We start from the raw sequence: 15,081 nt of genomic DNA, 5'->3' as shown, positions 1-15,081 counted from the left end.
CAGCGCGTAACGAGGACGGCGAAGAGCCGTCCTCGTTACGCGCTGAACTCCTTTGGACCATGCGCCGATGCCCGCGTGAACGTACGCTCAGCAGCACCCATCTCTCAGTCCCGCCAGCCATAGCGCCGCTCGGGCCGGCCGGCGGCGCCGTAACGCAGGGAGACATCCGCCGTGCCGGTGGTGTGGAAGTGCTCCAGGTAACGGCGGGCGCTGACACGGGAGATACCGGTGGCGGCCGCGCATTCGGCGGCCGACAGGGTGCTGTCCGCATCGCGGAGCGTGCGTTGGACGAGGTCGGCGGTCTCCACGCTCAGGCCCTTCGGGAGTCTGGCGACAGCAGTGGGGACAGAGCCTGCGGACAGAGCCCGGTCGATGTCGGCCTGGCCGCGCACCACCGTGGTGAGAAGCCGGCCGCGCCGTGCGGCGTACCGGTCCAGGCGGGGCTTCAGGTCCTCATAGTCGAAGGGTTTGAGCAGGTAGTCCACGACACCGTGGCGGACCGCGCCGCGCACGGTGTCGGCCTCTCGCGCGGCACTGATGACCATGATGTCGCAGTCGTGTCCCGCGGTGCGCAGCCGCGGGATGACGTCCAGGCCGAAGACATCGGGCAGATAAAGATCGAGGAGAACGAGGTCCGGGCGCAGTTCGTCGACTGCGGTGATGGCCTGCTCACCAGTGCCCGCGGTGCCGACGACCCTGAACGGAGGCACCCGCTCGACGAAGGTGCGGTGGACCCGAGCCACCATGAAGTCGTCGTCGACGACGAGAACGTCGATCGTGCCGGAGGTGTCCGTCAATGTGCTGCTCCTTCCTCGATCGCTTCCGTTGAGTGGCTCACGGACATACGTGCGGTGAACCGGGCGCCTTCGGCGGTGTTGGTCACCCTGATCTCCCCGCCACGTCGTTCACAGACGAGCCGGGTGAGTGCAAGGCCGATGCCGCGCTCCCCCTCCGCGGCGGCCTTGGTGGTGAAACCGTGGTGGAAGACCTCCTGGGCGAGTTCGGGAGCTACGCCCGGGCCCGAGTCGCACACCACGATCTCCACGCTGGACGCGTCCTGCCGGAGTTCGACCTCGATCCAGGGTTCCCGCTCGTCGAGGTCGCTTCCGGCTGCGGCTTCGATGGCGTTGTCGACCAGGTTGCCGACCACGGTCGCCACGTCGGCGGCGTCCTCCGAGGCGAGCCGGCCGAGGGAGGTGACGTCCGAGATCTTCAGGGTGATCCTGCGTTCGGCCGCGAGGGAGTCCTTCGCCATGAGGAGGGCGGCGATGGCGGGATCGTGGATGCGGCGGCCGACGGTCATGTCCAGGGACTGGCGGCGCCGGGTGAGCGCCCGGACGTAGCGTACGACCTCGTCCTGCTCGCCGATCTGGATGAGTCCGGAGATGGTGTGCAGCTGGTTGGCGAACTCGTGTGTCTGGGCCCGTAGTAGCTCGGACGTGCTGCGGAAGGAGCCGATCTCGCGTTCCAGCCGGGCCAGTTCGGTGCGATCCCGCAGCGTGGTGACCGAGCCGAGCAGGCGGTCGTTCTTCGTGACGGTCATCCTGTTCATCACCAGCACGCGACCGTGCCGTATGACCACTTCGTCGGGTCCGTGCTCGGCTTCGGGCCGGGTGCCGGTGAGTACGTCGTGCAGACGGCCGTCGATGCCGAGGTCGTCCAGCGTCCGCCCCACGCACTCCTCGGGCAGGTCGAGCAGTTGTCTGCCCACCTCATTCACCAGGGTGAGGCGCTGCTGGGGATCCAGGGCGACCACGCCCTCGGCGATCCCGTACAGCATGGCCTCGCGGTGTTCGGCGAGCCCGGTGATCTCTCGCGGCTCCAGACCGAGCGTCTGCCGTTTGACCCGTCGGGCCAGCAGCCAGGAGCCGGCGAGGCCCAGCCCGCTGGCGATGCCCAGGTAGGCGAGGAGATAGGAAGACGCACCACTGAGCCGCTGCCACACCGTCGGGGACGCCTCCCCGATCATGACGATGCCCAGGGTCCGCCCCAGATCACCGCTCGCCGCGCCGAGCACCGGCACCTGCGCCACCAGTTCGCGGCTGCCGTCCCAGGTGAGCGAGCCGGACCAGCCGCGTCCCCGGGCCACCCCCGGTCCGAGCCGCAGCCGGTCACCGATGACCGTCGGGTTGGTCGAACTGACGATGCGACCGGAGGAGTCGGCGATCGTCACGGAGGTGACCCCGGACTGCACCAGCGTGGAATGCGTCAGCGGGGCCAGCGTCTCCTCCGGCGCCGGACGCGGGAGCTGGCCCCGCACCAGTGGATTGGCAGCCAACTGCTCGGCCAGCGCACTCACGCGGCGGCCCTCGACCCGGCTGAAGGTGGCCTCCGACTGGGCGAGCGAGAGCGCCGCGACCGCCAGCAGCACGACCACGACGATGGCGAGCTGCAGCGCCAACATCTCGCCCGCGAGGGTATGACGCCGAAAACTGGTGACCACAACGAACTCAATCTCTACTGCTGACACAAACTGGGCGGCTCGCACCACGGGCCGCACAATCATGACGTCCATCCCGACGGCTGCGGAAGAGAGGTGCCATGAGAGGTCGCTCGCACGCCCTTCGCGGCGCCCTCCTCGCGCTGTCACTGTTTCTCGTCACCGGGTGCCAGGTGCTGCCCGACGGGGAAGGGGCCGACACCGGGCTGCGGATCATGGTTCCGAACACCCCCGGTGGCGGATACGACACCACGGCCCGGACAGTGGCCCGCGTGCTGCAGGAGACCGGCGTGGACTCCGGCGTGCAGGTCTTCAACCTGCCGGGAGCAGGCGGCACGGTCGGCCTGCAGCGCATCGTGAACGAGCGGGGCAACGGCAGGCTCGTCCTGCAGATGGGTCTCGGAGTGATCGGCGCGTCGTACGTGGCACACACGAAGGTGTCCATCACCGAGACCACTCCGCTGGCCCGGCTGGTCGAGGAGGCCGGCGCGGTGGTCGTGCGCCGTGACTCGCCCTACCGGTCGATCGACGATCTGATCGCCGCCTGGAAAAGGAACCCCGCGCGTTTGAAGGTCGGGGGCGGATCCTCACTCGGCGGACCGGACCACCTGCTGGCCATGGAGCTGGCCAAGGCCGTCGGTATCGGCCCGCACCGGGTCGGCTACGTCGCCTACGGCGGCGGTGGCGGCGACCTGCTGCCCGCTCTCCTCGACGGCAAGGTCGACTTCGCCACCACCGGCTTCGGCGAGTTCCTCGACCAGATCGACGCCAGTCAGCTCAGGGTCCTGGCGGTGACCAGCCCACGACCGATCGACGCACTGCCCGGAGTACCGACCCTCAAGGCGTCCGGCATCGACCTGGTCTTCAGCAACTGGCGGGGAGTCGTGGCGCCGCCCGGCATCCGAGGCGCCGACCGGAAGCGGTGGATCGAAGCGCTGACAGCGATGCACCGGTCCCGCCAATGGAAAGCGGAACTCCGCCGCCATGGCTGGACCGACGCGTTCACCACCGGCGACGCCTTCGCCGCGTACCTGTCCGAACAGGACATATCAGTGGCCCGTCTCGTCAGGGATCTCGGACTGAACTGACCGGGCCACCGCCCGCCCCTCCTGACACCAGCCGCACAACCACCCCTCTGCGCTGCGGCTCACTTCGCCATGCCCATCACCTGTCTATCGAAAGGCACCCGCATGACCACGCACACCTGGTGGTTGCTGCTCATCCTCACCATCGCGATCACGGCCCTGATCTGCCTCATCAACTCCCGCTTGCGCATCCATCCGTTCGTCGCGCTCATCGTCGTCGCTGTCGGCACCGGCCTCGCCGCCGGTGAGCCCGCCGCCAAACTGGTGGAGTCCCTTGAGGACGGTGCCGGCGGCACCCTCGGGGACGTGGGCATCACCCTGGCCCTGGGTGCCATGCTCGGGCGTCTGCTGTCCGACTCGGGCGCCACCGACGCCCTCGCCCACGCCCTGATCGACCGCTCCAGCACCCGCAGGCTGCCCTGGCTGGTCACGGCTGCCGCGTTCGTGATCGGCATCCCGATGTTCTTCGAGGTCGGCCTGATCGTGCTGCTGCCGCTGATCTTCAGCGTGGCGCGCAGGCTGGAGGCCCAGGGCGGCACGAAGGGCTCCCCGTACGTCCTGCTCGGCGTACCGGCCATCGCCGCGCTGTCCACCCTGCACGGCATGCTGCCGCCGCACCCGGGGCCGCTCACCGCCATGACCGGTCTCCACGCCGACCTGGGCCTCACCATGGTCGTCGGCTTCGTCTGCGCCGTCCCCACCGTGATCCTGGCCGGCCCCGTCTACGCCCGGTGGATCGCGCCGCGCCTTGCCGAGGTCCGCCCGGACGAGGCTCTTGTCGCGCAGTTCACGGGTGCGTCGCAGTCCGTCCGGGAGAAGTCGCCCGTCAGCGTGACGGCCGGCGCTCCGCATGCGTCATCGGCGGATACGGACGTCACCTCCCGTTCCGGGATACCGACCGGGTTGGCCATCACCGCGGTGCTCGTCCCTGTCGCCCTCATGCTGTTGCGTACCCTCGCCGAAACGGTGCTCGACGAGACGAGCACCGTGAGTTCCGCGCTGACCTTCGTGGGCGAGCCCGTCGTGGCGATGCTCGCCGGGCTGCTCTTCGCTCTCGGCGTGACCGCTCTGGGCACGGGCCGCTCCGGCGAGGAGGTCCGCGCATCCCTGACGGACAGCCTGAAGTCCATCGCCGCCATCCTGCTCATCATCGGTGCCGGTGGTGCGTTCAAGCAGGTTCTCCAGGACTCCGGCATCGGTGACGCGATCGCCTCCGCCGCCAAGGGGGCACATCTGAACGTCATCGTGCTGGGCTGGCTGATCGCACTCCTGCTGTCGCTGACCACCGGTTCCGCCACCGTCGGCATCGTCTCCGCCACCGGCATCATCGCCCCCATGGTCAGCGGAGGCGGCCTGGAGGCATCGCTGCTCGTGGTGGCCATCGGGGCAGGCTCCCTCGGGCTGAACTACGTGAACCACGCCGGATTCTGGCTGGTCAAGGAATCCTTCGGCATGGATCTCACCCAAGCCACCAAGACGCAGACGGTGGTGCAGACCCTGGTCAGCGTGCTGGGTTTGGGCATGGCCCTCCTGTTGTCCGTCTTTGCGTAGGAAGTGGGCCGACCCGCACCGCGTCGGCCCACTGGGTCGGGAAACGCGCGAGACGCGCCGCGCATCGAAAGCCGCTCTGAGTGCGCCACGCAGCGAGGAGGGCGGTGCCGGACCATGACAGTCCGGCACCGCCTTCCCACCGAACCCTGTCAACGTTCACGCGGCAGGTCGAGCACCGCAGGACAGATGAGCAACGTGGCTCCGGAGCATCGCAGTTGAGCCGTCAGACGCCTTGATCAATGGATCGAGGACCCGAATGGGCGGCCCGGCTCGGATCCCCGGACTGGTTCGGCCACCACTGGGACGCCTTCCTCGACTGCCACCGTCCTGAGTCAGGTGAGGGATCGGCCCGGCACGGCACCTGGCCTGACATTGCTCGTGGCCGACGCTTCCGCCTCTGTCCGGTCTGGCACGGCGCATGACAGGGGCCGGCTGCTCCGTGGATCTCGACGGCGGCTGGAGTGCTTCTGCGTCCTGCTGATCAGCACGGCCACGGAGCTGACCGGCGCGAGCCGGGACTCACGCCGAAGGGGTGCCTCTCACGAGAGTGGTACCCCTTCTGGCATGCAACGGTCGGACACGCGGTATCCCCCGAACGGTCAGCCCACGTCCAGTTCGAGCAGTCCGAGCCGCACAGCCTCACTGACCGTGCCGGCCCGGTTCTCGGTGCCGAGCTTGCGATAGATCCTGACCAGGTGGGTCTTGACCGTGGCTTCCGTGACGAACAGGGCCGAGGCGATGGCCCGGTTGCTGAGCCCCTCGGCGAGCAGTCGAACGACCTCGGACTCACGATCGGTGAACACGGGCCCCGGTTCGGCGGGCCGACCCACGAGGCGAGCCGCCGCCTCGGGGGCCAAGCCCATGCCGCCGGCAGCTGCGGCGCGTACGGCACGGAACAACTCCTCGGGCGGGCCGGCCTTGAGGATGTAGCCCCGGGCGCCTGCCTCGACGGCGCGGACGACATCGCCACGGCCGCTGTAGCTGGTCAGCACGACGACATGGACGCCCGGTGCGGCGGCGGTGATACGGCGTGTCGCCTCGATCCCGCTGAAGCCGTCGTCCGACGTTGCGCCGTCCGACAGCCGCAGGTCCATGAGCACCACGTCGGGCCGCAGTCGCTGGGCCAGCCGTACGGCCTCCCTGCCATCGCCCGTCTCGGCTATCACATCGATGCCTGGCTCGCCCTCCAAAAGAGCACGCAGACCGGCTCGTACAACGGTGTGGTCGTCGACGATCAGCACCCGCAGCATCTTCTCGGTCACGATGCGCCGACCAGGTCGCGGTCGGCCACCGGCAGTACGGCCCGGACGCTGGTGCCGTGGCCCGGGGCGCTGTCGACGGTGAGCGTGCCGCCGAGGGAGCTCAGGCGTTCCCTGGCGGCGACCAGTCCGAACCCCCGGTTCGGGCCTACGGGTTGAGCGGTCCGCTGGTCGAAGCCCCGTCCGTTGTCACGGACTTCGACAGCCGCCCAGCCGTCCCCGTGGGTGAGAGTGACATGGACGTGGGTCGCCCGGGCGTGTTCGCGGGCATTGGCGAGCAGGCCCTGAGCCACGCGCAGCAGCGTCACGGCACGTTCGGTGGGCAGGAGGTGAGGTGCTCCTTCCGCACGAAAGGCGACGTGCGGTGCGGTGGTGGCGGACTGCAGGCGGGTGCACAGCCCGCGCAGGGCGGTTTCCAGGTCGTCCCGCTCCAGGGCGGGCGGTGTGAGGTCGCTGATGATGCTCCGGGTCTCCTCCAGGTGCGCGCCGAGGGCCTGGGAGACAGCACGCACCTGACGCAGGGCGGCGTCCGGGTTGCGTTGCCAGTCCCGTTCGGCGGCCTGAAGGAGCATGCAGCTGCCCGCGAGTTCCTGAGCGAGGGTGTCGTGCAGGTCCCGGGCGATTCGCGCCCGCTCGGCAAGCCGTCCGGCCTCACGCTGACGGTTCGCCAACTCGCCGCGTGTGGACTCCAGTTGGCTGTTCAGACGTTGCTGAGAACGGTAGAGGACGACCGTGGCGCCAAGGGCGGCGAGCGGGGGCCCCAACACATCGGCGTCGACGCCGCCGATCCGTACCAGCGAGGCGAGCAGCCCGGCCGTGATCGCGCCGACCGTCGTGACCGTCACCCCGCGCCCGGGCATCCGCAGTGCCAGCACCGCCAGCGGAACAGCGAGCCATGTGTAGGCGAAGGCGAGTGGTACCGGGATCTCCCAGGAGGTCCAGGCCCACAGAAGTACCAGCGTCCACAGCCAGACCGGCCGTCCCGCGGCACCGAAACGGTCCCAGCGGGCCGGCCCGGCAATGTAGAGCAGGCCGAGGGCGGCGGTAGCCGGTGCGACCCTCCAGCACAACTCGCTGTTCAGCTCGACGAGCCGCACGAGGGTGCCCGCGACCGGAAGCAGGAAAACCAGGTGCGCGAAGTGCCACACGGTCGGGAACAGCCGTCGCTGAGCAACGGGATGGGAAGGGGACACACGGGCTCCCTGGCGGGCCGAACGCAGTCGACAACGATGCCAGGAGTGTAGGACGAGCCTGTGTCCCCCCGGTAAACCACCCTCCACGTGGTCACCGCCCCGGGTGCAGGCCCAACCACCCCGGCGACGGGTCGCCCTTGACCTCACCGAAGTACAGGGCGAAGGTCTGCTTCAGCCGCTCGACCTCGGCCCGGTCCTCCATGAACTTCGGGAAGTCCTCGACGTGAGCGTTCGGGAAGTCCCAGACGGGCTTGAGGCTCGCGTTCGGAGTGATGTCCTCGCGGACCGACCAGCCGTTGAAGGCCGCTTTCTGGCGAGCCTCGGACAGTTGCCAGTTCATGTAGAGCTTGGCCGCTGCCGGATGAGCGGCCTGCTTGAGGATCGCAGCGCGCTGGCCCCAGGCCATGAAGGGCGCGTCGTCCGGGAGGACCCACTTCAGTGTGGTCGAGGTGGAGACCGCGCTGCCGGAGCCACCGACGCCGATGGTCTTCTGCCCGCCGGTGACCGCGGCGCCAGGGGTGTGGGTGCCGCGCGCGAACTGCGGTTGCTGGGCCGCGAAGGCGGCCACCCAGTCCCAGCCGTAGGTGCGCTGGTAGAGGCTGTAGAGGTAGAGAACCGCGTCGTCGTCGTTGGGGTAGGAGGACGCGATGGCGTTCCTCCAGCGGGCGTCGACCAGGTCGGCGGCGGTCTTCGGGGCGTGGGCTCCGGCGGCCTGAATGTCGTACATGAAGCTGAAGGCGATGACCATCAGCGCCGTCCACGCGCCGTCGGGGTCCTTGAAGCCCTTGTGCACCTCGGAGAAGCCAGCTGGCTTGTAGGGCAGCAGCTTGCCCTGACGCTTCCAGCGGGTGAAGTCCTGGAGGGTCTGCAACTGGACGACGTCGGGGACCAGAGTGCCGGTCGCGAGCTGGTTGTCGACCCGGACGTCGTGGTACTTGCTGTAGTCGACGGCGACCGTCAGCTCGACCTCGGGGAAGGCAGCGGCCCATGCGGTTCGAACGCCGGCGGCCTGGCTGTCGACGTCGCCGCCCTGGTAGAGGACGAGCTTGCCGCCCTCGGCGACGGCGGCCTCGTACAGCTCTTCCAAGGAGCGCCGCTCCTCACGGACTCCGAACAGGGAAGCCCCGGCGCTTCGGGCGCCGGGCGCGGCAGACGCCTGCCCGGCGGCGGCCCCGGCGAACGCGACGCCCGCGCCTGCGGCGATCAGCCGGCGCCTGCTGAAGTCCCTGGACATGGTGGGAATCCTCTCCTCGTGTCTGATCTGCGATTCATCGGCGACTCAGGCTCGACGACCTGGCAATTCTCGCGGGACGAGGCCCTGTTCCGCGTCACCCGTAAGCCGGGACCACATTCAACCGTTCGATGGACTCACGAACTCTTCTACCGACCGGACTCCACTGGCCACCGGCACGTCGATAGATAAAAGATCTTGTAAATAGATATCCTCCGCCTTGCGCAACGAGGAGTGATTCATGAGTCGGACAGTCATCGACCTCGACGACGAGGCACTGGACGCAGCCGCCAAGGAACTGGGCACCACCACGAAACGCGACACCATCAACACCTCCCTGCGGTAGGTCACAGCCCGCTACGGGCGTCTGCGGGCACTCGACGAAGCCCGCGAACTGGCGGCCGACGGCGCACTGGACATGGACCTGCTGCAGGACAAGCGCACGTACCGCCCCTCGGACACGGCGGCGAGTGGTGTCCGTGACATCGGGGCCGACGAATGACTGTCGCCGACTACCTCGTCGACGCCTCCGCCCTTGCCCGCGTCCTGCTCCGCCAGAACACGGCCGAATGGGACGACAGGATCGCCGCCGGCCTCGTCGCGATCTGCGACCTCGCCGACCTGGAAGTCCTCTACTCGGCCCGTTCGGCCACGGATCGCACCCCCGTGGGAGAACACCGCAGCGAGACCGGCATCGGCGAACTCTTCGCGCTGATCACGACCCTGACCGACCACTGAAGATCGAGATCCGCGGGACGCACGCCGTGGACGGCTCGTACGGGAAGGTCTGGCTGCACGTGGGGTGGCCGACGGAGAGGACCTCAACTGTTGTTCTCAGACTCGTCATTGGGATGGAGCCTTCGTGTCGTCTCGGCGCCCGGCCCACCCCCGCGAGGGAACCTCAGGATGCAGAGCCGTCGCCCTGCAGGGTGAGCATTTTGGCGAGCAGACGGTCGAGTTGAGTTCTCTCACTCTGGGTCAGTGATGCCGTCATGGCGTCTTCCACCTGGCGTATTACGGGGAGTGCTTCGTTGAGGGTGCTACGGCCTTCCGGGGTGAGGTGTACGAGCTTGCGGCGCCGGTTGGCGGGGTCGATGGCCGCATGGATGAGGCCGGCGCGGTCCATGCGGTCGATGAGGTAGCCGCAGGTCGACTTGTCGAAGCCGCCGCGTTCCCCGATGGTCTGCTGGTCCAGCGGCTGCTCGTCGGCGAGCAGGGCCAGGACGGCGAGCTGGGGCGATGTCAGGCCTCCAGGCATGGCTCCGGACCAGAGCGCCACGAAGCGTTGATTCGCCCGTCGCAGCAGGTGACCTGTCGCTTTGAGGGGGTCGAGAGAGTCAAGCCCCGCCCGGCCTGGCCTGTTCGTGTCCTGCATGTCCAGCCCTTCAATTCTGCGCACCGACATTTGCGCTTCGCGCTTCCTTGCCCCTACCTTAGTCCAGGCACGGACATTCCGTGTTCTTACATTCCGAGTGCGGAGTGTTGCTGGAAGGAGGGCCGATGCGACTGGTAGTAGGCATGACCGGTGCCACGGGCGCGATCATCGGCATACGGCTGCTGGAGGCGCTGCGCACGCTCGACGTGGAGACCCATCTCGTGCTCAGCCAGTGGGCCAGAGCCACGATCGAGATGGAGTCCGACTGTTCCGTCCACGACGTCCGTGCGCTTGCCACGCGGACCTACGGCCCGAAGGACCAGGCCGCCGCCATCTCCAGCGGATCGTTCCGCACCGACGGCATGATCGTGGCTCCGTGCAGCATGAAGACGGTGGCCGCCATCCGCATGGGGTACGGCGAAGGGCTCATCGGCCGGGCCGCCGACGTCACCCTCAAGGAACGGCGCCGACTGGTGCTGGTACCCCGTGAGACGCCGCTCAGCGAGATCCACCTGGACAACATGCTGGCCCTGTCCCGGATGGGCGCCTCCATCGTGCCGCCCATGCCGGCCTTCTATCACCGCCCCGAATCCGTCGACGAGATCGTCGACCACACGGTCGCGCGGCTGCTGGACCAGTTCGACCTGGAACTGCCCGACACTCGCCGCTGGGAAGGCCCGCCGCCTCGGAAGAACGCTCCAGGCACCCCTGTAAGCCCCATCCGCACAGAGGGAGACGCACCCGCCTCCCGGGAGGTATCTCATGCAAGCGCCCTATGACGATCTGCGCAGCTTCTTGAGCGCGCTCGAAGCCGACAAGCAGCTGCTGCACATCGACCGTGAAGTCAAGCCCGAGCCGGATCTCGGCGCTGCCGGCCGTGCCGTCGCCAACCTCGACGGCAACACGGCACCGGCCCTGCTGTTCGAGAACATCAAGGGCTTCAGTGATGCGCGCGTCGCGCTCAACGTCCACGGCTCCTGGGCCAACCACGCACTGATGCTCGGCCTCCCCAAGGAGACCTCCCTCAAGGAGCAGTTCTTCGAGCTCGGTGACCGCTGGCAGAAGTTCCCTGTGCCGGTCGACCGCCGCACCGAGGCACCGTGGCAGGAGATCACCATCTCCGAGGACATCAACCTCTTCGAGCTGCTGCCGGTCTTCCGCCTCAACCCTGCCGACGGCGGCCCGTACATCGACAAGGCAGCCGTCGTCACCCGCGACTCCGCCGACCCGGACAACTTCGGCAAGCAGAACGTCGGGATCTACCGCATGCAGGTCAAGGGACCCGACCACCTCGGCCTGCAGTCCGGACCCCCGCACGACTTCGGCCGCCACATCATGGCCTCCGACGGCAAGAAGACCGGCCTGCCGATCGCCATCGCCATCGGCAACGACCCCGTCCTGTCCCTGGTCGCCAGCACCCCGCTGGCCTACGACCAGTCCGAGTACGAGATGGCCGGCGCCTGGCGCGGCGGCGTCCCCTACCCGGTCGTCAAGGCCCCGTACACCGGACTCGACGTGCCCTGGGGATCCGAGGTCGTCCTGGAAGGCGAGGTCATCTACGGGGAGCGCGAGTTCGAAGGCCCGTTCGGCGAGTTCACCGGCCACTACTCTGGCGGCCGCGCCCTGCCCGTCGTCAAGGTCCACCGCGTCCACATGCGCCGCAACCCGATCTTCGAACACCTCTACCTCGGCCTCCCCTGGACCGAGATCGACTACCTGATGGCACTCAACACCTCCGTGCCGATATACCGGCAGCTCAAGGAGGCGTTCCCCGAGGTCCAGGCCGTCAACGCCATGTACACCCATGGCATGGTCAACATCATTTCCGCCAAGGTCCGCCACGGCGGGTTCGGCCGCGTCGTCGGCCTGCGCGCGCTGACGACCCCGCACGGCATCGGCTACTCCAAGCTCGTCATCGTCGTGGACGAGACCGTCGACCCGTTCAACCTGGAACAGGTCATGTGGGCCCTGTCCGTGAAGTTCAACCCCCAGCACGACGCCATCAGCATCCCGCGGATGTTCGGCAACCCCCTGGACCCCGCCAGCGATCCCCAGGGAATCACGACCCGCCTCATCCTGGACGCCACGACCCCCAGGGCCCCGGACATCCGCGGTGAGGACGACCAGCTCATCACCCCCTACCCGGAGACCGCCGACTGGGAGCGCACCCTCAAGGAGATGCTGCGATGACCGCCGCAACCACACCCCACCTCTGCCCCCGCTGCAGCTCGCCGGACATCAGCCTGGTCGCCGAGTCGCCCGTCCCCGGGCACTGGGTCATGCGCTCCTGCTCCCGGTGCTGGTACGCCTGGCGGTCCACCGAACCCGCCGCCGCCACCGACCCCGACACCTATCCCGAAGACTTCCGCATCACCCCCGACGACCTCCAGCACGCCCCGCGCCTCGTCTAGGGTGCGTATCGAGCCGTGATCACCGGGCGCGACGCCGGCGTGCGGCCTCCGAACCGCCGACAGGTCCCAGGCGGTTGCGGCAAGGGCCGGTGAACAGTCGGTGGGTTCCGGCAGCTCACGCATGCGCGGCACCTCACTCACGTCCACGTGATCAACAAATCCCCCCTCGGTGGTAAGTGGATCCACTTACCACCGAGGGGAGTGCAGCAGCTACCCCCAGTTGGTAAGTCCATCCACCTACCTCACGTCTCGACAAGGAACAGACACATGAATCGTCTTGCGGGCAAGCGCGCCCTCATCACCGGCGGCACGAGCGGGATCGGTCTGGAGACCGCGCAGCGTTTTGTCGCAGAGGGGGCGGACGTGCTGGTCACAGGCGTAACCCCGGCCAGCATCGACAAGGCGCGACAGGTCCTCGGGGACAAGGTGCCGGTGGTCCGGGCGGATGCGCGCGACCTCGATGCGCAGCGCGGCCTGGCGGAGCGGGTGCGTGAGCACTTCGGAGAGCTGGACGTGGCCTTTTTGAACGCCGGCGTCTCGGACTGGCGGCCGTTCGAGGACCACACGGAGGACAGCTTCGACCGGCTCTTCGACATCAACGTCAAGAGCGTCTTCTTCCTCACGCAGGCCCTGATACCCGTGCTGGCCAACTCGTCCTCGGTCATCCTCAACTCGTCCAACAGCGCGCACGGCGGCTACGGGCAGTCGAACGCCTACGCCGCGACGAAGGCGGCTGTCAGCTCCCTGATGCGGTCGTGGAACGCGGACCTCCTCGCGTCGCACGGCATCCGGTTCAACGCGATCAGCCCTGGGCCGGTGGACACCCCGCTGTACGCCAAGTTCGGAGAGCAGCGCGCGGCGATGCTGGAGGCGATCAGCTCCGGCATCCCTGTGAAACGCATGGGTATGCCCGCAGAGATCGCGGAAGCAGTCGTGTACCTGGCCTCTGATGCCTCGGCATTCACTGTGGGCCAGGACCTCATCCTGGACGGTGGCCAGATCGCCCTCTGACAGCGAGGATGCGCGGGGAGACGGGCGAGGGGCGCAGGAGTCGGTGGCGGACCGTGACCGAGCGAAAACCGGTCGCGATACGTGCGAGGCCGGGTATCACGGAGAACCGCGCGCGCATCATCCGCGCCGCCCGCGACCTCTTCCTCGCCCAGGGATACGACAAGACCTCCCTGGCCCAGATCGCCAGGGAGGCCCGCGTCTCCACCGGCACCCTCTTCAAGAGGTACCCCTCCAAGGCTGCGCTGTTCGCAGCCGTCACCTCCGAGCAGTGGCAGCTGGATGTGCAGTACGTCGAGCCGCCTCCGCCCGGCGATCCCCGGAATGGCCTGACTCACATCGGCCGCGACTACGCCTGCCTGGTCTCGCGGCCCGGCACGGCGGCGCTGTGCCGCCTCATCATCACCGAGCTTCCCCAGATGCCGGAACTCGCTGACATCGTCGGCACCGGCTCCGCCATCGATCGCGGCCCCTTCTTCGACCGGCTCCGCGACTACCTCGAGGCCGAAGCGCAAGCCGACACCCTCATCTTCCGACGGACAGACGCAGACGGCATCCGCAGTGGCCGAACGGTTCCTCGGCATGATCCACTCCCTCCCTCCGACCCAGTCGACAGCACGGTCGTGGACGAAGCCGTCGCCCTCATGCTCACCCGCTGTCGCGCCCGATCCTGAACCCAGGACGCTGCGGCTACGGCCGGCCGGCCGCTGAAGCGTCTGACGCAGAGTGGCGGCCCGCACGTGAGTCAGCCGGCCCAGCGGAGCGCCCGGAGTCAACAGGTGAGTCCGCAGCGGGACGAAACCACCGACCAGGACAATGATTCAGACTCGGAACACGCCCTGCTCACCACCTGGCCCTGCGGGACAGCCCGTCGCACTGCCAGGTATTCGGACCAGTTCCCGCCGGCGAGGGTGGCCCAGCGTTCGGCTGTCTTGGGGTGGATACCGAGTACGTCGGCGATGACCATGGGCGGCAGGTCCACCAGGGCGTCCATACCGGGCGGCGTTGGTCAACTATGCAAGGGATCCACGGCAGTTCACGCGCCAGGGGCTCTGATCAGCAGAAACATCCGCGGTGAGGAGCTGCGAACCGTTGCAGCCAATGCAATTCATCGCGTTTCTCACCCTTGCGCCGGTCGCGGCCGCCTTCGTGTACCGCTCGTAGGAGGGAAAGCCGCGGTCGGCCGGCACCAGCATCCCGGGGGCGAGCGAGCCGAGCGTGCGCTCGGCCGGCTCCCGCTCCCCGACCGCGATCAAGTCGTGCGCGGCGCCGAGGAGCGCGAGGCTGCCGCACTCGACCAGCGCGACCAGGCGCAGCTGCGGGAACCAGGCGCCGCGCCTCGGAAATGTCGATCGCCCCCAGCACTCGGGCTCGGGTCGGACTGCTCCTGACGGTGCTGTCCTGGCTGCTGTCGCCGACGACGGACAGGCCGCTGTGCCGGGCCTTCCAATCCGTGGAAGGAATTCTTCGACAGGCGCCTGCCGGGCGATGACAGTGGAGATCACATTGTCAGTGATTCCGAGGTGAG

General features: G+C 68.3%; 15 protein-coding genes and 2 pseudogenes. 10 read left to right on the top strand and 7 right to left on the bottom strand.

Annotated features, from left to right (window positions below; genetic code table 11):
- Positions 1-104: 104 nt before the first annotated feature.
- Together ACWC1K_RS48400 and ACWC1K_RS48395 are read right to left on the bottom strand one after the other, a co-directional pair.
- Positions 105-797, bottom strand: a complete 693-nt coding sequence (locus tag ACWC1K_RS48400; protein ID WP_450840337.1) for a response regulator — start codon at positions 795-797, stop codon at positions 105-107.
- Positions 794-2,443: an ATP-binding protein gene (locus tag ACWC1K_RS48395; RefSeq protein ID WP_450840336.1), complete on the bottom strand. Its 1,650-nt coding sequence runs from the start codon at positions 2,441-2,443 to the stop codon at positions 794-796. The genes ACWC1K_RS48400 and ACWC1K_RS48395 overlap by 4 nt, the downstream gene beginning before the upstream one ends.
- 98 nt (positions 2,444-2,541) lie before the next feature.
- Here ACWC1K_RS48395 and ACWC1K_RS48390 point away from each other — a divergent pair, with 98 nt between their 5' ends.
- The 3 genes from ACWC1K_RS48390 (at position 2,542) to ACWC1K_RS48380 (ending at position 5,498) form a co-directional block, all read left to right on the top strand.
- Positions 2,542-3,528 carry a Bug family tripartite tricarboxylate transporter substrate binding protein gene (locus ACWC1K_RS48390; RefSeq protein WP_450840334.1) on the top strand — a complete coding sequence of 329 codons (987 nt, stop codon included), beginning with the start codon at positions 2,542-2,544 and terminating at the stop codon, positions 3,526-3,528.
- Between the two features lie 102 nt (positions 3,529-3,630).
- Complete coding sequence (locus ACWC1K_RS48385; RefSeq protein WP_450840332.1) at positions 3,631-5,076, top strand: GntP family permease; 1,446 nt, start codon at positions 3,631-3,633, stop codon at positions 5,074-5,076.
- 239 nt (positions 5,077-5,315) lie between these two features.
- Positions 5,316-5,498, top strand: coding sequence for a barstar family protein (locus ACWC1K_RS48380; RefSeq protein WP_450840331.1), 183 nt, complete (start codon positions 5,316-5,318; stop codon positions 5,496-5,498).
- Between the two features lie 177 nt (positions 5,499-5,675).
- On the opposite strand, the gene ACWC1K_RS48375 is transcribed toward ACWC1K_RS48380, so the two are convergent.
- From ACWC1K_RS48375 to ACWC1K_RS48365, 3 genes are all read right to left on the bottom strand, one after another.
- Positions 5,676-6,326: a response regulator gene (locus tag ACWC1K_RS48375; protein WP_450840343.1), complete on the bottom strand. Its 651-nt coding sequence runs from the start codon at positions 6,324-6,326 to the stop codon at positions 5,676-5,678.
- A gap of 8 nt (positions 6,327-6,334) precedes the next feature.
- On the bottom strand, positions 6,335-7,528 hold the full coding sequence (locus tag ACWC1K_RS48370; protein WP_450840330.1) for a histidine kinase: 1,194 nt from the start codon (positions 7,526-7,528) through the stop codon (positions 6,335-6,337).
- Between the two features lie 91 nt (positions 7,529-7,619).
- Positions 7,620-8,762, bottom strand: coding sequence for an ABC transporter substrate-binding protein (locus ACWC1K_RS48365; RefSeq protein ID WP_450840328.1), 1,143 nt, complete (start codon positions 8,760-8,762; stop codon positions 7,620-7,622).
- 238 nt (positions 8,763-9,000) lie between these two features.
- On the opposite strand from ACWC1K_RS48365, the pseudogene ACWC1K_RS48360 reads away from it, so the two are divergent.
- Positions 9,001-9,261: pseudogene (locus ACWC1K_RS48360) on the top strand (type II toxin-antitoxin system VapB family antitoxin).
- Positions 9,258-9,419, top strand: a pseudogene (locus ACWC1K_RS48355) (PIN domain nuclease); the annotation flags it as partial. The pseudogenes ACWC1K_RS48360 and ACWC1K_RS48355, both read left to right, overlap by 4 nt.
- Before the next feature lie 241 nt (positions 9,420-9,660).
- On the opposite strand, the gene ACWC1K_RS48350 reads toward ACWC1K_RS48355, so the two are convergent.
- On the bottom strand, positions 9,661-10,017 hold the full coding sequence (locus tag ACWC1K_RS48350; protein ID WP_450840327.1) for a MarR family winged helix-turn-helix transcriptional regulator: 357 nt from the start codon (positions 10,015-10,017) through the stop codon (positions 9,661-9,663).
- Positions 10,018-10,259: 242 nt separating this feature from the next.
- Between ACWC1K_RS48350 and ACWC1K_RS48345 the strand changes: the two genes are divergently transcribed.
- From ACWC1K_RS48345 to ACWC1K_RS48325, 5 genes are all read left to right on the top strand, one after another.
- Positions 10,260-10,913, top strand: coding sequence for a non-oxidative hydroxyarylic acid decarboxylases subunit B (locus tag ACWC1K_RS48345; RefSeq protein ID WP_450840326.1), 654 nt, complete (start codon positions 10,260-10,262; stop codon positions 10,911-10,913).
- Positions 10,897-12,324: a non-oxidative hydroxyarylic acid decarboxylases subunit C gene (locus ACWC1K_RS48340; RefSeq protein WP_450840324.1), complete on the top strand. Its 1,428-nt coding sequence runs from the start codon at positions 10,897-10,899 to the stop codon at positions 12,322-12,324. The genes ACWC1K_RS48345 and ACWC1K_RS48340 overlap by 17 nt, the downstream gene beginning before the upstream one ends.
- Entirely contained in the window at positions 12,321-12,545 is a 225-nt protein-coding gene (locus ACWC1K_RS48335) for a non-oxidative hydroxyarylic acid decarboxylases subunit D (protein WP_450840322.1), read from the top strand. Before ACWC1K_RS48340 ends, ACWC1K_RS48335 begins: the two co-directional genes overlap by 4 nt.
- Before the next feature lie 267 nt (positions 12,546-12,812).
- Positions 12,813-13,556: an SDR family oxidoreductase gene (locus tag ACWC1K_RS48330; RefSeq protein WP_450840320.1), complete on the top strand. Its 744-nt coding sequence runs from the start codon at positions 12,813-12,815 to the stop codon at positions 13,554-13,556.
- A gap of 53 nt (positions 13,557-13,609) precedes the next feature.
- Positions 13,610-14,227 carry a TetR/AcrR family transcriptional regulator gene (locus tag ACWC1K_RS48325; protein ID WP_450840319.1) on the top strand — a complete coding sequence of 206 codons (618 nt, stop codon included), beginning with the start codon at positions 13,610-13,612 and terminating at the stop codon, positions 14,225-14,227.
- Between the two features lie 339 nt (positions 14,228-14,566).
- Here ACWC1K_RS48325 and ACWC1K_RS48320 read toward each other — a convergent pair whose 3' ends face one another.
- On the bottom strand, positions 14,567-15,058 hold the full coding sequence (locus ACWC1K_RS48320) for a hypothetical protein (protein WP_450840317.1): 492 nt from the start codon (positions 15,056-15,058) through the stop codon (positions 14,567-14,569).
- Between the last annotated feature and the right edge of the window lie 23 nt (positions 15,059-15,081).

Source organism: Streptomyces sp. NPDC001492 (assembly GCF_053597275.1).
The sequence above is the reverse complement of the archived record's forward strand: the minus strand, read 5'-3'. Positions and strand labels throughout refer to the sequence as shown.

Bases quoted from the DNA above. Each gene is read 5' to 3' on its own strand.
- ACWC1K_RS48390 (WP_450840334.1), top strand. From the start codon at position 2,542: ATGAGAGGTCGCTCGCACGCCCTTCGCGGCGCCCTCCTCGCGCTGTCA.
- ACWC1K_RS48340 (WP_450840324.1), top strand. From the start codon at position 10,897: ATGCAAGCGCCCTATGACGATCTGCGCAGCTTCTTGAGCGCGCTCGAA.
- ACWC1K_RS48385 (WP_450840332.1), top strand. From the start codon at position 3,631: ATGACCACGCACACCTGGTGGTTGCTGCTCATCCTCACCATCGCGATC.
- ACWC1K_RS48345 (WP_450840326.1), top strand. From the start codon at position 10,260: ATGCGACTGGTAGTAGGCATGACCGGTGCCACGGGCGCGATCATCGGC.
- ACWC1K_RS48380 (WP_450840331.1), top strand. From the start codon at position 5,316: ATGGATCGAGGACCCGAATGGGCGGCCCGGCTCGGATCCCCGGACTGG.
- ACWC1K_RS48330 (WP_450840320.1), top strand. From the start codon at position 12,813: ATGAATCGTCTTGCGGGCAAGCGCGCCCTCATCACCGGCGGCACGAGC.
- ACWC1K_RS48365 (WP_450840328.1), bottom strand. From the start codon at position 8,762: ATGTCCAGGGACTTCAGCAGGCGCCGGCTGATCGCCGCAGGCGCGGGC.
- ACWC1K_RS48350 (WP_450840327.1), bottom strand. From the start codon at position 10,017: ATGCCTGGAGGCCTGACATCGCCCCAGCTCGCCGTCCTGGCCCTGCTC.
- ACWC1K_RS48375 (WP_450840343.1), bottom strand. From the start codon at position 6,326: ATGCTGCGGGTGCTGATCGTCGACGACCACACCGTTGTACGAGCCGGT.
- ACWC1K_RS48335 (WP_450840322.1), top strand. From the start codon at position 12,321: ATGACCGCCGCAACCACACCCCACCTCTGCCCCCGCTGCAGCTCGCCG.